Genomic DNA, 18,230 nt, shown 5'->3' with positions numbered 1-18,230 from the left:
CCAACCTAACTTAGGATTACCTAACCGATCTCTCGCCAGGCCCGCCACAGTCGCGCGTACCGGCCGCCCTGAGCCACCAGCGCCTCATGGGTCCCCTGCTCCACGACGCGTCCGGCGTCCAGTACGGCGATCCGGTCGGCCGCCACCGCCTGGGTCAGCCGGTGCGCCACGAACAGCGTGGTGCGGCCCGAGCACGCGGCCAGCACGGCCCGCTCCAGCTCGGCGGCGCCTTCGCTGCCCGCCTCCGCCGTCGACTCGTCCAGCACCACGACCGGCGACCGGCTCAGCACCAGCCGGGCCAGGGCGAGCTGGGCGACCTTGGTGACGTCCAGGCGCTCACCCCCCTCCCCGACCGGGGTGTTCAGCCCGTCGGGCAGCGCCTCGACCCATCCGTCGGCGCCGACCGTGCGCAACGCGCCCAGCAACTCGGCGTCGGACGCGCCCGGCGCGGCGAGCCGCAGGTCGTCGGCGAGCGGGCCGGAGAACACATGGGTCTCCTGCGTCAGGATGCTCACCAGGGCCCGCGCCCCGGCCTCGTCCAGACCGGCGAGGTCGGTCGACCCGATGCGCACCGTTCCGGACTGCGGGGTCCCGATGCCCGCGATCAGCGCGGCCAGGGTCGTCTTGCCCGCGCCCGTGGCGCCCACCAGCGCGAGCGAGCCTCCGGCCGGGATCGTGAGACCGACCTCCCGCAGGACCGGCTCCTCGGTGCCGGGGTAGCGATACGTCAGGCCCTCCACCGTCACCGGCAGGGGCGCGGCGTCCACCGGCGCCACGGCCGGGTCGCCCACCAGCCGGTTCTCGGCGTCCTCGGCCACCACTCCGACCAGCCGGGTCAGGCTCGCGCCGGACTTCTGCGCCTCGTCGAAGGTGAACATGATAAGGCCCAGCGGGGTGAACAGCCGGTGGAACAGCAGCGGGGCGGCCGACACCTCGCCCAGGCTGGCGGCGCCGGTCTCCAACAGGGCGTAGCCCACCACCAGGATCAGGACCAGTCCGATGAACTCGGCGCGGTTCTCCCGGCCGACGAACCGGCCGAAGAACCGGAACACCTCGATCCCGAGATCGCGCACCCGCCAGGACTCACGGGTGACCTTCTCCCGGAAGGCGTCCTCGAGGCGGTACGCGCGGACCGTGTCGATCCCGTTCAGGCCGCTGATCAGCGCCTGCGCGCGGTCGGCCTGGGCCACCCGCTGCTTCCGGTAGAGCGGGGCGGACCGGGGGAGGTACCAGCGCAGGGCCAGCGCGTACGCGGGCAGCGCGGCGGCGCCCGCCAGCCCGAGCCGCCAGTCCAGCCCGAACATGCCGACCGTGGCGATGGCGACCAGCACTCCCGCCGAGAACACCGTGGGGATGGCCGTGCGGATGCCCTTGGAGATGACGGCCACGTCATCGCCGACCCGGGACAGCACATCTCCCCGGCCGACCTGCTCGATCCGCGCGCTCGGCATTCCGAGCACCGCCCGGACGGCGCCTTCCCGCAGCCGCGCCAGCAGATCCGCGCCCAGCCGCCCGATCAGATAGGTCGACACCGCGGTGGCCGCCGCTCCGAGCAGCGCGGCGGCCGCCATCAGTGCACCGATCACGACCAGCACCGACTGCGATTCGCCCTGAACCACTCCGTCGACCACCCGGCCGAGCAGCAGCACCGGCAGCACCTGGAGCGCCGCCCCGGCCACCGTGGTGAGGACGGTGGCGGCCGTCAGCCATGGCACACCGCGGCAGTGTGCCGCGACCCAGCGGGTGGCCTCATGTCCGGTCGCCGTGCGCAAAGTTGCCGGGGCGACGCCCGTATCGGTGGCGCTCACGTCCTACTCGGCCGACTTGACGAGCTCGTCGATCGCGTACGGCATCGACAGCAACGTGCCCTGGGAGATGGCCGCGCCGACCGCCGGGCCCTCGCTGTCCGGCAGGTACGACACGTTCCCCTTCTTCACGGCGTCCAGGTTGGCGAAGAGCTTGAACTTCTTCAGCGCCTGGGTGTCCGCCTTGTCGTTGATGACGAAGACGCGGTCGACGTCGACCAGGTCGACGCGCTCAGGCGAGAGTTTGGTGTAGAAGTTGCCACCCGCGATCTTGTCGATCGCGGTCCGGTAGGTGAAGCCGATGCCCGTCACCAGCCGTCCGCGCACATCGGTGGAGGTGAACGGCGCCACGGAGTTCTCGTACCAGGACAGCACCACGGCGGTCTGGTCGGCGAACTCCGGGTGCGCCTTCCCGGCCGCGGCGAGCTTGCCCTGGATGTCCGCCACCTTCTTCTCGCCCTCCTTCGCCTTGCCGAGTGCCTTGGCGATGTGGAGCGCGTTGTCCTGCCAGGGCGCGCTGAAGGGCTCCTTCTCCTTCTTGGTGCGGGCCACCGTCGGGGCGATCTTGGAGAGCTTGTCGTAGGCGGGCTTGTCGATCTCGGAGTAGACCGCGACGATCAGATCCGGGCGCAGGGCGGCGATCTTCTCGTAGTTGGGGCCGGAGTCGCCGTTCTTCATGATGACCTCGGGCCTGGTGCCGCCCCACTTGTCCTTCACCCAGGGCCACTGGGTGTTGATGTCGGGGGTCCGGCCCGCCGGGTTCGGGTACTGGTCGACCATGCCGACGGGCTTGATGCCGAACGCCAGGATGGTCTGGTCGTCCGTGTAGCCGACGGAGACGACCCGCTGGGGGGCCTTGCTGATCGTCGTGGATCCGAACGCGTGCTCCACGGTGACCGGGAACGAGCCGCCGGCGCCGCCCGAGGTGGTCTCACTCCCCTTGTCCTCCGAGTCGGAACCGCATCCCGCGAGAAGGCCGACACCGAGGGCCGCGGCGGACAATATCGCCGCCAACCGCCGCCAGGGCTTTCTACGCGTCATGTCGTGGAGGAGCATCCGGGATCCCCTTGCTTTCGCGCTGTCCACTCGACCCTGTCTTAGGGCAGGCAAACCTTACCGTGACCAGGTGAGGTAAGCCTAGCCTAACTTACATAACCTGAGCAGGATCTAGCCGAGTTGGACGTGAGTACGGCCGATCGGCACGATGAGCGGCCGGTCCCCCACCGGGTCGTCGATCACCATGGCGCGCAGCCCGAACGCCTCGTGCAGCAGCTCGGCGGTGATCACCTCCCGAGGGTGTCCCTGCGCCAGGATCGCGCCTTGTTTCATCACGATGAGGTTGTCGCTGTAGCGCGTGGCCAGATTGAGGTCGTGCAGCACCATGACCACGGTGCACCCCGACTCGTGCAGATCGTCCACCAGGTCGAGCACATCGATCGCATGCGCCAGGTCCAGATAGGTCGTCGGCTCGTCAAGCAGCAGCAGATCGGTGCCCTGAGCCAGCGTCATCGAGATCCAGACGCGCTGACGCTGCCCGCCGGAGAGTGAGTCCACCGGGCGGTCGGCCAGGTCGGACACCCCGGTCATGGCCAGCGCGCGCGCCACGACGGCGGCATCGTCCGACGACCACTGGCGCAGCCAGCTCTGGTGCGGATGGCGGCCCCGGGCGACCAGGTCGGACACGGTCAGCCCCTCCGGGGCGACCGGCGACTGCGGCAGCAGACCGAGCTTCTTCGCCACGTCCCTGGTCCTGAGCCTGACGATGTCGTCGCCGTCCAGCAGCACCGTTCCCCTGACCGGTCTGAGCAGCCGCGACAGGGTGCGCAACAGGGTCGACTTCCCGCAGCCGTTGGGGCCGATGATCGTGGTGACCACCCCTGGCGGGATCGCGACGTCAAGATCGTCGATGACGGTCCGGGCGCCGTACCCGACCGCGATACCCCTGGCTGCCAGCCGTGAGGTGTCATCGACCGCGCACTCGGTCCCGGTGATGGACTGAGCGACCACAAGGCCCCCTTATTCAGGCTCATCCGACTTCTTACCAGCTACCCGCGGTTCGCCCGCACCAGCAGATAGACGAGGAAGGGGCCGCCGATCGCGGCGGTGACCACGCCGACCGGGAGGTCCACCGGCAGTGCCGTGCGCGCCACCAGGTCCGCGCCGATGAGCAGCAACGCGCCCACCATCCCCGAGGCGACCATCGGCGGCGTCGGGCACCTCGCCATGCGCATCGCCACCTGCGGCGCCACCAGCGCGACGAACGGCACCGGGCCGGCCGCGCTCACCGCCACACCGGCCAGCAGCACCGCACAGAGCAGCAGGACCGCCCGCACCATCGTGTACCGGACCCCCAGGCCCGCGGCGACATCGTCGCCGAGGTGCATCGGCTTGAACTGGAACGCGACACATGTCACGACGGCCAGCAGGACGAGCGAGCACCACAGCGCCACCCGGACCTCCTCCCATGACCGGTCGTCCAGCGAGCCGATCAGCCATGCCTGGGCCCTGGCCACATCCCGGATGTCGGCCGAGGCCAGCAGCCAGGTTGTGATCGCCTCCATCACGGCGCTCACCGAGATGCCGATGAGGATGAGCCGGAAGCCGTCCAGCCCGCGCCGCCACGCCAGGAAGTACACCAGCAGACCCGTACCGAGACCGCCCGCGAGTGCCGCCGCGGACAGCCCCACGGCGTCGACGATCGCCGTGGCCGCCCCGCCCGACACCGTCACCAGGAACACCGCGACCGCCCCGGCGCCCCCGGTGATCCCCAGGATGTCCGGGCTGGCCAGCGGATTGCGCGCGATGGACTGTGTGATCGCGCCGGACACCCCCAGCGCGACGCCCACGACGAGCCCGGCCAGGGCGCGCGGCATCCGCAGGTCCATGATCACGAACTCGTCGACCCGCTCGCCCCGGCCGAAGATCGTGGCCGCCACCCGGGGCAGTCCGATGGGGAAGTCCCCGACGCCGATGGACAGGCAGAACACCAGGAAGGTCGCCGCCGCCAGCAGCAGCGTGATCAGCGCGACCCAGGGCCGCCAGACGAACGACACATGGCCGAGCCGGACGCCCGGCGCCACCGATGGCTTCACCTCGGTCCCGTTCATACGCTCTTGAACTTTCCGCGCCAGACCAGAACCGCGAAGAAGGGGGCGCCGAGGAGGGCGACGAGGACACCCGCGTCCAACTCGCCCGGCCGCACCACCAGACGTCCCACGATGTCGCAGAGCAGCAGGACGATGGCGCCGAGCAGCCCCGCGTACGGCACCAGCCAGCGGTAGTCCGGCCCGGTCAGATAGCGGGCCACATGCGCCACCATGAGCCCGAGGAAGGCGATGGGGCCGCACGCCGCCGTCGCCGCTCCGGCCAGCAGGGTGACGGCGGCGATGCCGATGGTCCGGCTCAGCGCGATGTTCACCCCGAGCGCCCGCGCCACATCGTCACCCAGGTTGAGCAGATTGAGCGCGGGCAGCGTGATCAGTGCCAGCACCAGCCCGGCCGCGACGAACGCGGACACCGGCCAGATGACATCGAATCCGACACCGGCCGGTGAGCCCGCGTTCCAGAACCGCAGCGCGTTCAGCGCCGCCTTGTCCGACAGCGAGACGGCCGTGGTCATCGCCGCGAGGAACACCGTGATCCCCTGTCCGGCCAGTGCGAGCGTCAACGGGTTGCCCGCCCCCCGGCCGATGCTGGCCAGCCCGAACACGACGACACCGGCGACCGCCGCCCCCAGGAAGGCGAACCAGACGTACTGGAACGGGTTGGCGAACCCGAACACGGCGATCACCGTCACCACCGCGAACGAGGCACCGGAGTTCACGCCCAGCAGGCCCGTGTCGGCGATCGGGTTGCGCGTGTACCCCTGGATCAGCGCTCCGCCGACCCCCAGGGCGATGCCCGCCACGATCGCGAGCACCGTCCGGGGTACCCGCACGGTCCGCACGATGAGCCTGATCTCGGTGAGCCGCTGATCGGCCTCCGGCCCCCCGAACAGCCCGTGCCACACCTCGGCGGGGCTCAACGCCCGCGCACCGACGGCCAACGACACCGCCCCCGTGATCACGAGGATCACCACAAGCGTGCCCAGACCCACAACTCGCCTGTGACGGGCCTGTGTTGGGCCCCTGGGCGCGGGGCGCTCGACTTCGATCGTGCCCATGTCGACGTACGTTATCCCTTTGCTTCCGGGCGGGGTGCGGCGGTGTGCGGCGGTGTGCGGCTGAACCGGTCGGGCGGATCAGCGGGCGGTGCTGCCGGTTCCGTCGGCGACCGTCCGGGCCTCGCCGGAAGCGGGCGCGAGGCCCCGGCCGAGGAGCGAGTCCAGGATCTCGCCGACCCTGATGGCGGTGTTGGACAGCAGGGACGATGTGATGCCGTGCGTGTGCTCCGTGCCGCCTTGCAGATAGATGCCGCAGCGCAGATCGGTGTCGGTCGCGATGCGGTAGTCGCGCTCGACGCGGACGCGGCCGTCCTCGTCGCGGAGGCAGCGGTCCGCGACCTCACCGAGCACGCCGACGGGGTCGGCGGGGCTGTAGCCGGTGGCGAAGACCACGACATCCGCGTCCAGGAGGGTCTCCTCGCCGGTGACGAGGGACGAGACGGTGGCCCGGACCTTGTCCGGGGTCTCCTTGACGTCCACGAGCCGCGACACGTTGAGGAAGCGCAGGCGCTCGGCGCCGAGGACCTTCTCCTGGTACATCTGCCGGTACAGGTCGTCGATCAGGTCGATGTCCACCACGGAGTAGTTGGTGTTGCCGTGGTAGTCCATCAGCCGGCGCTTGACGTTCTCCGGTGCGGTGAAGAACTCGTCGACGGCCCCGGGGTCGAAGATCCGGTTGGCGAAGCTGCTGTCGTCGGCGGGGCTGTAGCCGTAGCGGGAGAAGACCGCGCAGACCTCGGCCCGGGGAAAGCGGCGGTGCAGGTAGGCGACGTTCTCCGCGGCGCTCTGTCCGGCTCCCACGACGATGAACCGGGAGGGCGATGTGGACTCCAGCTCATCGACCTTCACCATCAGTTCGGAGTTGTGCCAGACGCGGTCGCCGCGCTCCACGCCCTCCGGCATCAGGGGACGCAGACCGGTGCCGATGACGAGGTTGCGCGCCCGGTGGACGGCGAGCCCCTCCCCCGAGCGAACCGTCACGTCCAGATACTCCACGGCGCCGTCGCGCAGGACGGGCATCACGCCGACGACCTCATGACCGTAGGAGACCATGTCGTCGACCTTGCCGGCGGCCCACTCGAAGTAGTCGTGGAACTCCACCCGCAGCGGGAAGAGGTTCTTGTGATTGATGAAGTCGATCAGCCGTCCCCTGCTCTGGAGGTAGCACAGGAAGCTGTACTCGCTGGCGGGATTCCGGAGCGTCACCAGGTCCTTGAGGAAGGACACCTGCATGGTCGCGTCGTCGATGAGCATGCCTCGGTGCCAGCCGAAGCGCGGCTGTTGCTCGAAGAAGTGAGCGGTGACCGCTTCCTCCCTCCCGACGCCTGCGTTGTGCTCGCTGAGTGCGATCGCCATGGCCACGTTGGACGGCCCGAAGCCGATGCCAATGAGGTCGTGGATCAAAGGGGCGTCGCCAGGACGAGCCTGTGCCATGTCACTCCCATCGTGCGGGGGCGGCCGCCATGCGGGACGGCCGGCCCAGGGTCGAGCATCAGGAAGTACGGAAGTCGGGCACGCCGAAGAGCCACGGCCCAAAACTTAGGTAAGGCTAAGCTCATGTCATCCGACTGTCCAGAGTCAAACCGACGGCCGGGAGCGAACAGCCGGAAGCACACGGCCGCCAACGGCTGTCCACGGACACCCCGTTGACCACTTAGGTAAGCCTTGCTTTACTGACCACGGCCATTCCCTGCCTCGAGGAGGAACCCCATGCGGGTCGTCATGTTCGGTTACCAGACCTGGGGGCACCGCACCCTGCAAGCCCTCCTGGACTCCGAACACGACGTGGTACTGGTCGTGACACACCCCAAGAGCGATCACGCATACGAGAAGATCTGGAGCGACTCGGTCGCCGACCTGGCCGAGGAGCACGGCGTCCCGGTGCTGCTCCGCAACCGTCCCGACGACGACGAACTGTTCGAGCGCCTCAAGGAGGCCGACCCGGACATCATCGTGGCCAACAACTGGCGGACCTGGATCCCGCCGCGCATCTTCGGCCTCCCGCGCCACGGCACGCTGAACGTCCATGACGCGCTGCTGCCCAAGTACGCCGGCTTCTCCCCGCTGATCTGGGCACTGATCAACGGCGAGTCCGAAGTGGGCGTCACCGCGCACATGATGAACGACGAACTCGACGCCGGCGACATCGTGCGGCAGGAGGCGGTTCCGGTCGGCCCCACGGACACCGCCACCGATCTCTTCCACAAGACCGTCGACCTCATCGCCCCGGTCACCATCGGCGCGCTCGACCTCATCGCCACCGGGCAGACGGAGTTCACCAAGCAGGACCGGTCCCGGGCCAGCTTCTTCCACAAGCGGTCCATCGAGGACAGCCGCATCGACTGGACCTGGCCCACGGAGGACCTTCAGCGCCTGGTCCGCGCCCAGTCCGAGCCGTACCCCAGCGCCTTCACCTTCCACAAGGGCAAGCGTCTCGAGATCCTCGCCGCGGTGGTGTCCGAGGGCCGCTACGGCGGCACTCCCGGACGCATCTTCTACCGCGAGGGCGACGGCGTGGTCATCGTCGCCGGAGCCGACGCGCGCACCGGCCGCAACCACGGCCTGGCCATCACACGCGTACGGACCGAGGACGGCCGGGAGTGGGCCGCGACGGAGTACTTCACCTCGATGGGCGGCTACCTGACCAGCCACCCGTGAAACGCCGATCCCCGGCGGGACCGACCATGTCGGCCCCGCCGGGGACCTCGCTCCCGGGAAAGCCTTACAGGCCGTTCCAGAACTCGGCCAGCATGCGGGCCGCCCGGGCGGGTCCCTCGATCATCCACCAGTGACCGAGTCCTTCGAGTTCCACGGCCCGAGCGCCGGCGCGTTCGGCGGCACGGTGGCGAATGACGATGCTGCCGACGGTGAAATCCTCGGTGGCGATGGGAACCAAACCCGGCCGAGCGGCGGCGGCCGGAAGATCGCGGCCACGCTCATTCAGCACCGACGGCACCGCGGACCGATACAACGCGAGAATGGCTCTGCCCATCTCCGCGCCCTGGCCGAGCGCCACCTCGCCGGCCACTGGCTCGGGGATGCCCCATTCGACCATGCGCGCCGCCCGTTCATCGGCGTCTCCCTCGAAGATTTCCTCGATGGCTCGCTCACCCTCGCCCGGCGTCTGCCACGTTTGTGCCAGCGGGTGCCAGACGAAATCCGGCTCGTAACCGGCGATGGTGTCGCTGACCCAACTGCGCAGCAGGTCAGGACGGGTCATCGCGACTTCCGCGACATGCCCTCCGCCCCAGTCGTGGCCGACGATGTGCACAGGCGCCTCGAACCGCGAGAGCTCGTCGACGAGCCAGTTCCGGTAGCCATCAATGGTGGCGTCGAAATCCGAGGACAAAGGGGCGCCGAAACCGGGAGGTGAGAGCCGGACCACATCTTCGTGAATGAACTGGGACAACTCATCGAGCAGCGGCCTCCATGCCGCGGAGGTCAGCGGGACACCGTGAACAAAGACGATCGTCATGCGTAAACACCCTTGTCATGAGAGTCAGATCTGCGTGCCGCCGCCGTCCACGGCGAGTTCGGCGCCGGTGGCCGGCAAGGCGACCTCGGCTGGACAACATCGAGTCAACAGCCGTCCGACCTGGGCGTCTAAGACTCATTTCGCACCCCGTTATGCAGAAACGGCATGACGGGTACAGTGGCTTGTGTGCCCGACCAGACCCCGCCCTCCCCGGCCGCCAATCCCGGCGTGGATCTCGACCTGCGGTTGGTCCGGTACTTCACGGTCGTCGCCGAGCACCTGAACTTCGCCCGGGCAGCGGCGGCGTTGCACGTCGCTCAGCCCTCCCTGAGCCGCCAGATCCAGCGGCTGGAATACGCACTGGGGGTGCGCCTGCTGGAACGCACCACCCAGGGCAGCAGGCTCACCGCGGCCGGTGCGGCCTTTCTCCCCCGGGCCCAGGAACTCCTGCACACCGCCGGCCAGGCGGCACTCGCGGCCCGCACCGCCGCACCGCAGCGCACGATCACCATCGGCCACCTCGACGGCCTCGTCATCACCCCCGCGGTGCGGGACCTGCGCCGCCGCCATCCCGACGCCCATGTGCGCACCCGGCATCTGAACGGGGACGAAGCCCGCGCCCTCCCCGAGGGCCAGGTCGATGTGCTCGTCGCCCGCACACCGCTGCCCATCCCGAGCGATGACCTGCGCATGACCGTCCTCTACGACGAGCCCCGGGCCCTGCTCGTGCCCACCTCCCACCGCCTCGCCGGGAAGGAATCGGTCAGCCCGGACGACTTCGCCCACGAGCCCCTCGTCGCCTGCGCGGGCATGGCCGCGGCATGGACCGAGTTCTGGCGGCTCACCCCCCGCCCGGACGGCAATCCGGCCCCGCTCGGGCCCCTGCTCGTCGACACCTTCGAGGACAAACTCGAAGTCGTCGCCGACGGGCGGGCCATCGCCATCGTGCCCGCCGAGGACCGGCGCAGCACCCTCCGCGACGACCTCGCCACCATCCCCATCGAGGGAATCGACCCCTGCCAGGTGGCCGTCGTCACCCGCGCCGACGACCGCAACCGGCTCGTCGCCCGCTTCCAGGAGTCCGCGAAGAACTGTCTCGCCCGGGACACCGAACGCGCCCACCCCTGACGGTGAGACCCCACCGTCTTCCTGCTGTCACCGGTTTCGGTTGCCGCGCGGGCCGATGAAGACCCTCACCATGCCGACCCCATCCGCGGTGTCCCCGAAGAGAACGTTCCGGCTTCCCCGCCCCCACCCATACCCTCACCCCCTCTCCATTGGCATAATGGTCTGACATTAAGACTCCAACGGAAGGACCAGCACATGGGGCGCGGGACGGTTGTCGTCGGTGGGGGGCAGGCCGGAGTGCAGGTGGCCTTGGAGTTGCGGCGGCGCGGGGAGCGTGAGGGGATCACCGTGGTCGGCGAGGAGCCGCGGGCTCCCTATCAGCGGCCGCCGCTTTCCAAGGAGTTCCTGGCCGGTGACTACGACGTCGGACGGCTCGCGTTCCGGAAGCCGGAGTACTACGCCGAGGCCGGGATAGACCTCCTCACCGGCGAGCGGGTCATCGACACCGGCAACGGCGTCCTCGTCACGGACCGGGGGCGCGAGCTGCCCTACGACCGGCTCGCCCTCGCCACCGGGGCCGCCCCGCGCAAGCTGGCCGTGCCAGGGGCCGGGCTCGGCGGCGTCCACCATCTCCGCGACCTCACCGACGCGTTCCGGCTCCGGGAGGAGCTGGCGTGGGCCCGCCATGTGGTGGTGGTCGGGGGTGGATTCGTCGGCCTGGAGGTGGCGGCCGCCGCACGGGCCCAGGGCAAGGAGGTGACCGTGGTCGAGGCGGCGGACCGGCTCCTGGGGCGGTCCGTCGCGCCGGTCGTCTCCGAGTTCTACCGGCAGGCCCATGCGCGGCGGGGCACGGTGGTGCGTCTGTCGGCGTCCGTCACCGGATTCGACGGGGAGTCCGGCCGGATGACCGGTGTGCTCCTCGGCGACGGCTCACGAGTCCCCGCCGATCTGGTTCTCGTCGGCGTCGGCGCCGTCCCGCGCACCGACCTCGCCGAGCGGCTCGGCCTCGAGGTGGACGGCGGGATCGTCGTGGACGCGTGTTCCCGGACCAGCCGGCCCGGCGTCGTGGCCGCCGGTGACTGCACCGTACGGCCGCATCCGCGCACCGGGGACGGCAGGATCCGGCTGGAGTCCGTGCCCAACGCCCTCGCGCAGGCCAATGCGGCGGCCGCCGCGCTGCTCGGCCAGGAGGAGGCGGACACCTCCGTGCCCTGGTTCTGGTCCCACCAGGGAGATCTGACCCTTCAGATCGCCGGGCTCTCCACCGGATATGACCAGTGCGTCGTGCGCGGCACTCCGGACGAGGAGCGGTTCTCCGTCCTGTACTACCGGCAGGGCGAGCTGCTCGCCGTCGACGCCGTCAACCGGCCCGCCGACTACATGGCCGTACGCCGCGCCCTCACCATCGGCGCCCATATCCCCGCGGACGGCGCCGCCGACGCGGAGGTTCCGCTCAAGACCCTTTTCTGCGAGCGGACGACGGTCTGACGCGGAGGCCGGACGCCCGACGCCGAGGGGCCGGACAGCATCCAGCTGTCCGGCCCCTCGCGTCGACTACGGGTTACCGACCCTGGGCCGTCAGCAGCGCGTCCAGCCGAGGGTAGACACGCCGTGCGTTGCCCTCCAGGACCTGGCGCAGGTCGTCCGCGGCGAGGCCGGCCGCGCAGACGTACTGCTTGGTGTCGTCCCAGGCCACGCCCGTCGCCGGGTCGGCGCCGCGTACCGCGCCGAGCATCTCCGAGGCGAACAGGAGGTTGGCCACCGGGACGACGCGGGTGAGGAGGTCGATGCCGTCCTGGTGGTAGACACAGGTGTCGAACCAGACGTTTCCCAGGAGCGCTTCGGCCGGGTCGGGCAGCCCCATGCGCATGGCCAGGCCCCGGTAGCGGCCCCAGTGGTAGGGGACGGCTCCGCCACCGTGCGGGATGACGAACCGCAGCCCGGGGAACCGGGTGAACAGATCGCCCCGCATCAGCTGCATGAAGACCGACGTGTCGGCGTTGAGATAGTGGGCGCCGAGGGTGTGCGTGGCCGGATTGCAGGAGCTGGAGACATGGATCATCGCGGGGACGTCCAGCTCGCACAGGGCCTCGTAGAGCGGGTACCAGGACGGATCGGTCAGCGGCGGTGAGGTCCAGTGCCCGCCCGACGGATCGGGGTTGAGGTTGCAGCCGACGAAGCCCGCCCCGGTGACACAGCGGCGGAGTTCGGCCACCGCGTCGTCGACGCCACCGCCAGGTGTCTGCGGAAGCTGACAGACGGCGGCGAAACGCTCCGGGAAGAGGGACACCACCCGGGCCACCAGATCGTTGCAGGCGCGCGCCCAGTCGCGGGCGGTCGCCGGGTCGGCCACATGGTGCTCCATACCGGATGCCTTCGGCGAGAAGAGCATGAAGTCGCCGCCCCGCTCGCGCAACACCTTCAACTGGTTGTGCTCGACGCTTTCCCGGATGGCGTCGTCGCTGATGGCCGCCGGAGCGGGGGCGGGCAGGGACGGGTCCTCCAGGCGTGCCAGCTGGGCGTCGCGGTAGGACTGGTGGGCGGCGGGCGCGGTCGTGTAGTGACCGTGGATGTCGATGATCAACGGTCGGTTCCCTCCGCCGCGGACCACTCCGCGTGGTCGATGTACACCAGCCCCTTGGCCGCGAGGCGTTCACGCATCCGGTTGACGTCGAGGCCGAGTTCGCCGCTCTCGTACCGCTTCCGGGACAACGCCTCCTTGGCCTCGCGCGCCCGCGCGGCCTCGGCCACGGCGGCGGCGCGCGGGCGCGGGATCACGACCGCTCCGTCGTCATCGGCGACGACCACATCGCCGGGCCGGATGTGCTGCCCGCCGCACACCACCGGCACATTGACGTCCCCGAGGGTCTCCTTGACGGTGCCGTACGCGCAGATGTGCCGGGCCCACACCGGGAAGCCCATCTCACGGAGTTCGGCGATGTCCCGGCAGCCCGCGTCGATGACCAGGCCGCGCACCCCGCGGGCGGCGAGGGAGGTGGCCAGGAGCTCGCCGAAGTATCCGGCTTCGGAGGGCGAGGTGGGGGCCACGACGAGTATGTCGCCCTCGCGGCACTGCTCGACGGCGACATGGAGCATCCAGTTGTCGCCGGGCGGCACACTCACGGTGACGGCGGTGCCGGCCGCCCGCGCGCCCGGCCACACGGGGCGCAGGGCGGGGTCGAGGAGCCCGGTGCGGTCCTGGGCCTCGTGGAGGGTGGCGACACCGTAACCGGCGAGCGCGTCGACGGTGGCGAGGTCGGCGCGGGGCGGGTTCCGTACGACGATGCTCATACCGCCGCCCAGGGGAGGAGGGACACATGGACGGCGTCCTCGCCGGTCTCGCCGCCGACGGTGCGGATGGCCCGGTCGGTCTCGGTGAGCGGGAAGCTGTGGGTGGCGAGCTTCTCGAGCGGGAAGCGGCCGGACTCGAGCTGTTCCAGGGCGAGTTCGCAGGCCCGGTAGCTGTGTCCGCGGGCGCTCTTGAGGGCGATGGACTTCTCGGTGAGCTTCTTCAGGGGGAAGTCGGGGAACGCGGCGAGCTCGCCCTGGACCACCATGACGCCCTCGCGGCGCTTGAGGGCATCGATGCCGAGCAGCACGGGGGCGGTGCCGGCACCCGCGGTGCAGTCGAGGACGACGTCCACACCGCGTCCGCCGGTGAGGTCGAGGACCCGCTGGAGGGGATCGTCCTCGGTGACGTCGACGGTGTGGTCGGCGCCGAGTTCACGGGCCAGGGCCAGGCGTGCGGCGTCGCGCGGGGTGCCGGTGACGATGATGGTGGAGGCGCCGGCCTGCTTGCAGGCGACGACCTGGGAGAGGCCCTGCTGGCCGGGGCCCTGGATGAGCACCGTGGAGGCGTAACCGACGCCCGCGGTGACCAGCGCCCACTCGATGCCGTTCGACAACGGGGTGACCAGGCCCGCGAGTTCGGGGGTGACGCCGTCGGGAACGCGGTGGGTGACGGCGTTCCACGGCAGATACAGGTACTGCGAGAAACCGCCCCACAGGTGGTACGGGTTCTCGGCGGAGGTGTACCCGTAGCGCCGGGCGTCGGGGTTGGTGCGCCAGTCGGTGGCCTCGCAGTGGCGGTACTCCCCGGCGTGGCACCAGGCGCAGCGGAAGCAGCCCACATAGTGCTCGACGAAGACGCGGTCGCCTTCGCGCAGGCCCTTGCGGGCGGTGAACTCCGCTCCCGCGCGGGCGATGACCCCCACGTTCTCGTGCCCCATGATCACCGGATCGGGGAAGGGTGGCTTGCCGTACATCTTGACGTCGGTGCCACAGATCCCGGCGACCTCGACCTTCAGCAGCGCGCCGTCGGCCGGTATGTCGGGCATCGGGAACTCACGGAGTTCGGTGGTGGAGGGGGCGGTGCGGACGGCTGCCAGCACGTGATCTGCCATGAAGCGACTCCTCGCGCTCTGAGGTTGTCCCGTCGGTCACCGTACTCTATGGACTGATGGACTGACCATGGTACCTTTCGGGGCATGACAGAACCCCTGCTCAGGACCTGCACCCGCACCCAGGGCAACAACGAGGCGCTCAAAACGGGGGAGGTGTCCCCCACCGGCTTCGGGTTCGACTTCGAGGAGGTGCCCGTCCTCGTCCACGGCTTCCGCCGTATGGTCCGTGAGCTCGCCTTCGACATCAGTGAGATGGCGCTCACCACCTATCTCGTCGCGAAGGCCCACGGGGCGCGGTTCACGGCCGTGCCCGCGTTCCTGGTGCGCGGCTTCCACCACGGCGCGATCCTGCGTGCCGCGGATCGCCCGCTCACCCCCGGGGAGCTCGAGGGCGGACGGGTCGGAGTGAACCGTGGATACACGGTGACCACGGGCGTCTGGGCACGTGCCGTACTGCGCGACGAGTACGGCGTGGACCTGTCGAAGGTGACCTGGGTGCTCTCCGGCGACGAGCATGTCGCCGAGTACCGCCCGCCGGGCAATGTCGAGCCGCTCGGCACCGGCCGCACCCTCGAAGAGGCCCTGCGCCAAGGGCAGTTGGACGCCGTTATCGGTGTCCCGCCCCAGGAGGGGCTGGTCCCGCTGATCGACGACCCCGCGGGGGCCGGTTTCACGGCGCTGCGGGAACGCGGGCTGTACCCGATCAACCACCTCGTCGTCGTCAAGGACGAACTCCTCACGGCCCGTCCGGACCTGGGCGCCCAGGTCTTCGACGCCTTCGCCCGCTCCAAGCGGCTCTACACCGAGCGGCTGCTCGCCGGGGAGATCGAGGCCCCGACGGCGGTGGACACCATGCACCGCCGGGTGGCCGAGCTGACCGGGGCCGATCCGCTGCCGTACGGCCTCGAACCGAACCGGCATGTCCTGGAGGAGCTGCTGCGGCACGCCGTCGACCAGCGGATCCTGGAGCGGGCCGTGCCGCTGGATGAGCTGTTCGCGCCCGGCACCCGCGACCTGGTCGGCTGAGCCCGAGGGGAGACACACCATGCGCATCGCGATCGCCGGGGACCACAACGGGTTCGCCCTCAAGTCCCTGTTGCGCTCGGAGCTCTCCGCCGCCGGGCACGAGGTGTCCGACCTCGGAAGCCATACCGCCGAGGAGGTCGACTACCCGGCGCTGTGCGTCGAGGTGTGCGCCCGGGTGCGGGACGGGCGGGCCGAGCGCGGCATCGTGCTCGGGGGCAGCGGGCTGGGCGAGACCATCGCCTGCAACAAGCTGCCGGGCATCCGGGCTGGCCTGTGCCACGACGTGTGGACGGCGGAGATCTCCCGCGGCAACAACGACTCCAACGTGCTGGTGCTGCCCGCGAAACGCCTCACCGACGACCAGGCCCGCGAGATCGTCGCCGGCTGGCTGGGCACCTCGTTCAAGGGCGGCAAGCACGCCCGGCGGGTGGCGCAGATCGCCGCGCTCGAACAGGGCGGCTGAGCCCGACCGGGGGGTGGGAGAGCCGAAGGGGGCCTTGGACGACCAAGGCCCCCTTCGACCGGTTCAGGCTTCGACCCCTTCAGGCTTCGACCCCGTCAGGCTTCGACCCGTTCAAACGCGCGCGAAGAACCGGCCGGTTCACGCACCCGCCAGGAACTCCAGGATCCGCTCCGAGGTGTTCTGCGGGGTCCGCTCCCCCGGCGGCACCCCCCACCACTGGGTACGGGGCAGGCACTCCCTCAGGTAGTGCGCGGCCGAAGGAGCGTGGGAGGTGTCGTCACCGGGGACGATCAGCGCGGGCACATCGAGGGTGAGCAAGTCCTCGGGCTCCACACCGGGCACGGTGTCCCGGTCGAAGAGGTGGGCCGCGCTGCCGGTGACCAGCGTCCGGTACCGCTCGGCGCCACACGCCGCGTACGCGGAGGCGAAGTCGGCGTCGTGCCGGAGCACCGCCGCCCACGGGCCGACCCGTGGGTCCTTCGAGAAGCCGTCCTCGGTCGCCCGGGCGAGTTCCACCACCCCGCCGAGCCCCGACTCGCGCACGAACGCGAGGTGCCGCTCGAACCGCTCGTGCTGCTTGCGCCGGTAGTGGACGCCACCGGCCGGGGAGTAGAGGACCATACCGGCCACCCGCTCCGGGTGCGCGGCGGCGAGGGCCGCCGCGGTGGAGCAGCCGACGCAGCCGCCCATCAGATACGCCCGCCCGAAGCCCAGGTGGTCGAGCAGGGCCACGCCCTGGCGGACGTAACCGTCCCAGGCGAGGCGCTCCAGCCGGCCGCCGGACCGCCCGGACTCGCGGCGGTCGAAGGTGACGCAGGTGAACTTGGCCGCGAGGTGGGCGGGCAGCCGAAGCCGCCGGTGAATGCCGGTGGCGTACCAGCTGTCGAGGGTGGAGTCGAAGCCGCCCGGGGAGAACATCAGCAGCGGCGGGCCGTCCCCGGTGACCTCGTAGCGCGTGCGGATGCCGTCGAGGACCGCGGTGGGCACGGGGTCAGACCTCCTTCGGTACGGGAATGCCACCGGCGATCTGCCGTGCCGCGCGCACATCCCCGGCGTAGGCGGTGAGGGCGTCGAGGGCGGTGGCGGCGACCTGGGCGTAGGTGTCCGGCGGGACGTCGTCGACGGTGTCGGCGGCGTAGCCGATGGCGGCGTGGGCCATGCGCATCCGGCCGTCCAGCCAGGGCCCGCCGCCGAAGCCGCCGACCACGGGGACGGAGACCGCCCCGGCCACGGCGGCGCCGACCACGGGACCGGAGTTGGTGAAGTTGAGGAGGGCGGCGCCCGCCTCCTCCAGCCGCTTGGCCTCGGCTACCAACTCCCCGCACATCTCCTCGGGCACCTGGTCGCCGGCGGCCGGCACGGCCTTGTACTCGACGCCGTAGCGCAGCGCCGTCTGCGGTGTGATGCCGAACTGGGCGAAGACGGGGATACCGGCCCGGGTGACCGCCTCGACGGCCGCCAGATGGTCGGAGGCGCCGTCCAGCTTGACGAGGTCGACACCGGCCTCCTTGACGTAGCGGATCGCGGCGTCGAGGGCGGCCGCGGTGCCCTGCTGGAGCGGGCCGAATGGAAAGTCGGCGCTGACCAGGGCGCGTCGGACGCCGCGGCGGACCGCCTTGGTGACGGTCAGCATCTCGTCCATGGTGATCTCGAACGGGGTGGCGTGGCCCCACAGGTTGACGCCGACGGTGTCGCCGACGGAGACGAGGTCGACACCGGCCCGGTCCGCGATACGGGCGAGCTGGTAGTCCCAGGCCACCACCCCGACAATCTTGTGCCGGGTGTCCTTCATACGCTGCAAGTCCCGCAGCGTCACCTTCTCGGGCAT

Annotated in this window: 17 protein-coding genes; 5 read left to right on the top strand and 12 right to left on the bottom strand. The window is 70.5% G+C overall.

Features of this window, described 5'->3' with window-relative positions:
• Positions 1–20 precede the first annotated feature (20 nt).
• From AB0E24_RS30790 to AB0E24_RS30765, 6 genes are all read right to left on the bottom strand, one after another.
• The gene (locus tag AB0E24_RS30790) at positions 21–1,808 is read right to left on the bottom strand and encodes an ABC transporter ATP-binding protein (protein WP_359381888.1); all 1,788 of its coding nucleotides are present in this window, start codon (positions 1,806–1,808) and stop codon (positions 21–23) included.
• A 3-nt stretch (positions 1,809–1,811) separates the two neighbouring features.
• Positions 1,812–2,861 carry an iron-siderophore ABC transporter substrate-binding protein gene (locus AB0E24_RS30785; RefSeq protein ID WP_359381886.1) on the bottom strand — a complete coding sequence of 350 codons (1,050 nt, stop codon included), beginning with the start codon at positions 2,859–2,861 and terminating at the stop codon, positions 1,812–1,814.
• A 111-nt stretch (positions 2,862–2,972) separates the two neighbouring features.
• Complete coding sequence (locus AB0E24_RS30780; protein WP_174884161.1) at positions 2,973–3,812, bottom strand: ABC transporter ATP-binding protein; 840 nt, start codon at positions 3,810–3,812, stop codon at positions 2,973–2,975.
• Positions 3,813–3,850: 38 nt separating this feature from the next.
• Positions 3,851–4,912 (bottom strand): FecCD family ABC transporter permease, encoded by a 1,062-nt coding sequence (locus AB0E24_RS30775; protein ID WP_102936163.1) that lies wholly within the window; start codon positions 4,910–4,912, stop codon positions 3,851–3,853.
• Positions 4,909–5,967 (bottom strand): FecCD family ABC transporter permease, encoded by a 1,059-nt coding sequence (locus AB0E24_RS30770; protein WP_359381882.1) that lies wholly within the window; start codon positions 5,965–5,967, stop codon positions 4,909–4,911. Before AB0E24_RS30770 ends, AB0E24_RS30775 begins: the two co-directional genes overlap by 4 nt.
• A gap of 78 nt (positions 5,968–6,045) precedes the next feature.
• Entirely contained in the window at positions 6,046–7,401 is a 1,356-nt protein-coding gene (locus tag AB0E24_RS30765) for a lysine N(6)-hydroxylase/L-ornithine N(5)-oxygenase family protein (RefSeq protein ID WP_093700027.1), read from the bottom strand.
• A gap of 276 nt (positions 7,402–7,677) precedes the next feature.
• Here AB0E24_RS30765 and AB0E24_RS30760 point away from each other — a divergent pair, with 276 nt between their 5' ends.
• The gene (locus AB0E24_RS30760) at positions 7,678–8,625 is read left to right on the top strand and encodes a methionyl-tRNA formyltransferase (protein ID WP_099016274.1); all 948 of its coding nucleotides are present in this window, start codon (positions 7,678–7,680) and stop codon (positions 8,623–8,625) included.
• Positions 8,626–8,689: 64 nt separating this feature from the next.
• Here AB0E24_RS30760 and AB0E24_RS30755 read toward each other — a convergent pair whose 3' ends face one another.
• The gene (locus AB0E24_RS30755) at positions 8,690–9,442 is read right to left on the bottom strand and encodes an alpha/beta fold hydrolase (protein ID WP_359381879.1); all 753 of its coding nucleotides are present in this window, start codon (positions 9,440–9,442) and stop codon (positions 8,690–8,692) included.
• A gap of 186 nt (positions 9,443–9,628) precedes the next feature.
• Here AB0E24_RS30755 and AB0E24_RS30750 point away from each other — a divergent pair, with 186 nt between their 5' ends.
• Both AB0E24_RS30750 and AB0E24_RS30745 read left to right on the top strand, forming a co-directional pair.
• Complete coding sequence (locus AB0E24_RS30750; protein ID WP_359381876.1) at positions 9,629–10,570, top strand: LysR family transcriptional regulator; 942 nt, start codon at positions 9,629–9,631, stop codon at positions 10,568–10,570.
• A 195-nt stretch (positions 10,571–10,765) separates the two neighbouring features.
• On the top strand, positions 10,766–11,998 hold the full coding sequence (locus AB0E24_RS30745) for an NAD(P)/FAD-dependent oxidoreductase (protein WP_359381873.1): 1,233 nt from the start codon (positions 10,766–10,768) through the stop codon (positions 11,996–11,998).
• A gap of 73 nt (positions 11,999–12,071) precedes the next feature.
• On the opposite strand, the gene AB0E24_RS30740 is transcribed toward AB0E24_RS30745, so the two are convergent.
• Genes AB0E24_RS30740 through AB0E24_RS30730 form a run of 3 tightly spaced genes read right to left on the bottom strand, consistent with a single transcriptional unit; the run spans position 12,072 to position 14,913 of the window.
• Entirely contained in the window at positions 12,072–13,094 is a 1,023-nt protein-coding gene (locus tag AB0E24_RS30740) for an amidohydrolase family protein (RefSeq protein ID WP_069868488.1), read from the bottom strand.
• The gene (locus tag AB0E24_RS30735) at positions 13,091–13,801 is read right to left on the bottom strand and encodes a 4-carboxy-4-hydroxy-2-oxoadipate aldolase/oxaloacetate decarboxylase (RefSeq protein ID WP_099016271.1); all 711 of its coding nucleotides are present in this window, start codon (positions 13,799–13,801) and stop codon (positions 13,091–13,093) included. The genes AB0E24_RS30740 and AB0E24_RS30735 overlap by 4 nt, the downstream gene beginning before the upstream one ends.
• Positions 13,798–14,913 (bottom strand): zinc-dependent alcohol dehydrogenase, encoded by a 1,116-nt coding sequence (locus AB0E24_RS30730; protein WP_359381869.1) that lies wholly within the window; start codon positions 14,911–14,913, stop codon positions 13,798–13,800. The genes AB0E24_RS30735 and AB0E24_RS30730 overlap by 4 nt, the downstream gene beginning before the upstream one ends.
• Positions 14,914–14,997: 84 nt before the next feature.
• Here AB0E24_RS30730 and AB0E24_RS30725 point away from each other — a divergent pair, with 84 nt between their 5' ends.
• Entirely contained in the window at positions 14,998–15,939 is a 942-nt protein-coding gene (locus AB0E24_RS30725; RefSeq protein ID WP_359381866.1) for a substrate-binding domain-containing protein, read from the top strand.
• Between the two features lie 19 nt (positions 15,940–15,958).
• The gene (locus tag AB0E24_RS30720) at positions 15,959–16,402 is read left to right on the top strand and encodes an RpiB/LacA/LacB family sugar-phosphate isomerase (RefSeq protein WP_174884154.1); all 444 of its coding nucleotides are present in this window, start codon (positions 15,959–15,961) and stop codon (positions 16,400–16,402) included.
• Positions 16,403–16,540: 138 nt separating this feature from the next.
• On the opposite strand, the gene AB0E24_RS30715 is transcribed toward AB0E24_RS30720, so the two are convergent.
• A complete protein-coding gene (locus AB0E24_RS30715) occupies positions 16,541–17,389 on the bottom strand; it encodes an alpha/beta fold hydrolase (protein ID WP_206334291.1) in 849 nt (282 codons plus the stop codon).
• Positions 17,390–17,393: 4 nt separating this feature from the next.
• A complete protein-coding gene (locus tag AB0E24_RS30710; RefSeq protein ID WP_069868498.1) occupies positions 17,394–18,230 on the bottom strand; it encodes a 3-methyl-2-oxobutanoate hydroxymethyltransferase in 837 nt (278 codons plus the stop codon).

Origin of the sequence: Streptomyces malaysiensis subsp. malaysiensis (assembly GCF_040653035.1) — a bacterium.
GTDB lineage: Bacteria > Actinomycetota > Actinomycetes > Streptomycetales > Streptomycetaceae > Streptomyces > Streptomyces malaysiensis.
The sequence above is the reverse complement of the archived record's forward strand: the minus strand, read 5'-3'. Positions and strand labels throughout refer to the sequence as shown.

Coding starts and splice junctions, on each gene's coding strand:
- AB0E24_RS30785 (WP_359381886.1), bottom strand. CDS start 2,861: ATGCTCCTCCACGACATGACGCGTAGAAAGCCCTGGCGGCGGTTGGCG.
- AB0E24_RS30775 (WP_102936163.1), bottom strand. CDS start 4,912: ATGAACGGGACCGAGGTGAAGCCATCGGTGGCGCCGGGCGTCCGGCTC.
- AB0E24_RS30770 (WP_359381882.1), bottom strand. CDS start 5,967: ATGGGCACGATCGAAGTCGAGCGCCCCGCGCCCAGGGGCCCAACACAG.
- AB0E24_RS30765 (WP_093700027.1), bottom strand. CDS start 7,401: ATGGCACAGGCTCGTCCTGGCGACGCCCCTTTGATCCACGACCTCATT.
- AB0E24_RS30760 (WP_099016274.1), top strand. CDS start 7,678: ATGCGGGTCGTCATGTTCGGTTACCAGACCTGGGGGCACCGCACCCTG.
- AB0E24_RS30755 (WP_359381879.1), bottom strand. CDS start 9,442: ATGACGATCGTCTTTGTTCACGGTGTCCCGCTGACCTCCGCGGCATGG.
- AB0E24_RS30745 (WP_359381873.1), top strand. CDS start 10,766: ATGGGGCGCGGGACGGTTGTCGTCGGTGGGGGGCAGGCCGGAGTGCAG.
- AB0E24_RS30735 (WP_099016271.1), bottom strand. CDS start 13,801: ATGAGCATCGTCGTACGGAACCCGCCCCGCGCCGACCTCGCCACCGTC.
- AB0E24_RS30730 (WP_359381869.1), bottom strand. CDS start 14,913: ATGGCAGATCACGTGCTGGCAGCCGTCCGCACCGCCCCCTCCACCACC.
- AB0E24_RS30725 (WP_359381866.1), top strand. CDS start 14,998: ATGACAGAACCCCTGCTCAGGACCTGCACCCGCACCCAGGGCAACAAC.
- AB0E24_RS30720 (WP_174884154.1), top strand. CDS start 15,959: ATGCGCATCGCGATCGCCGGGGACCACAACGGGTTCGCCCTCAAGTCC.
- AB0E24_RS30710 (WP_069868498.1), bottom strand. CDS start 18,230: ATGCCCGAGAAGGTGACGCTGCGGGACTTGCAGCGTATGAAGGACACC.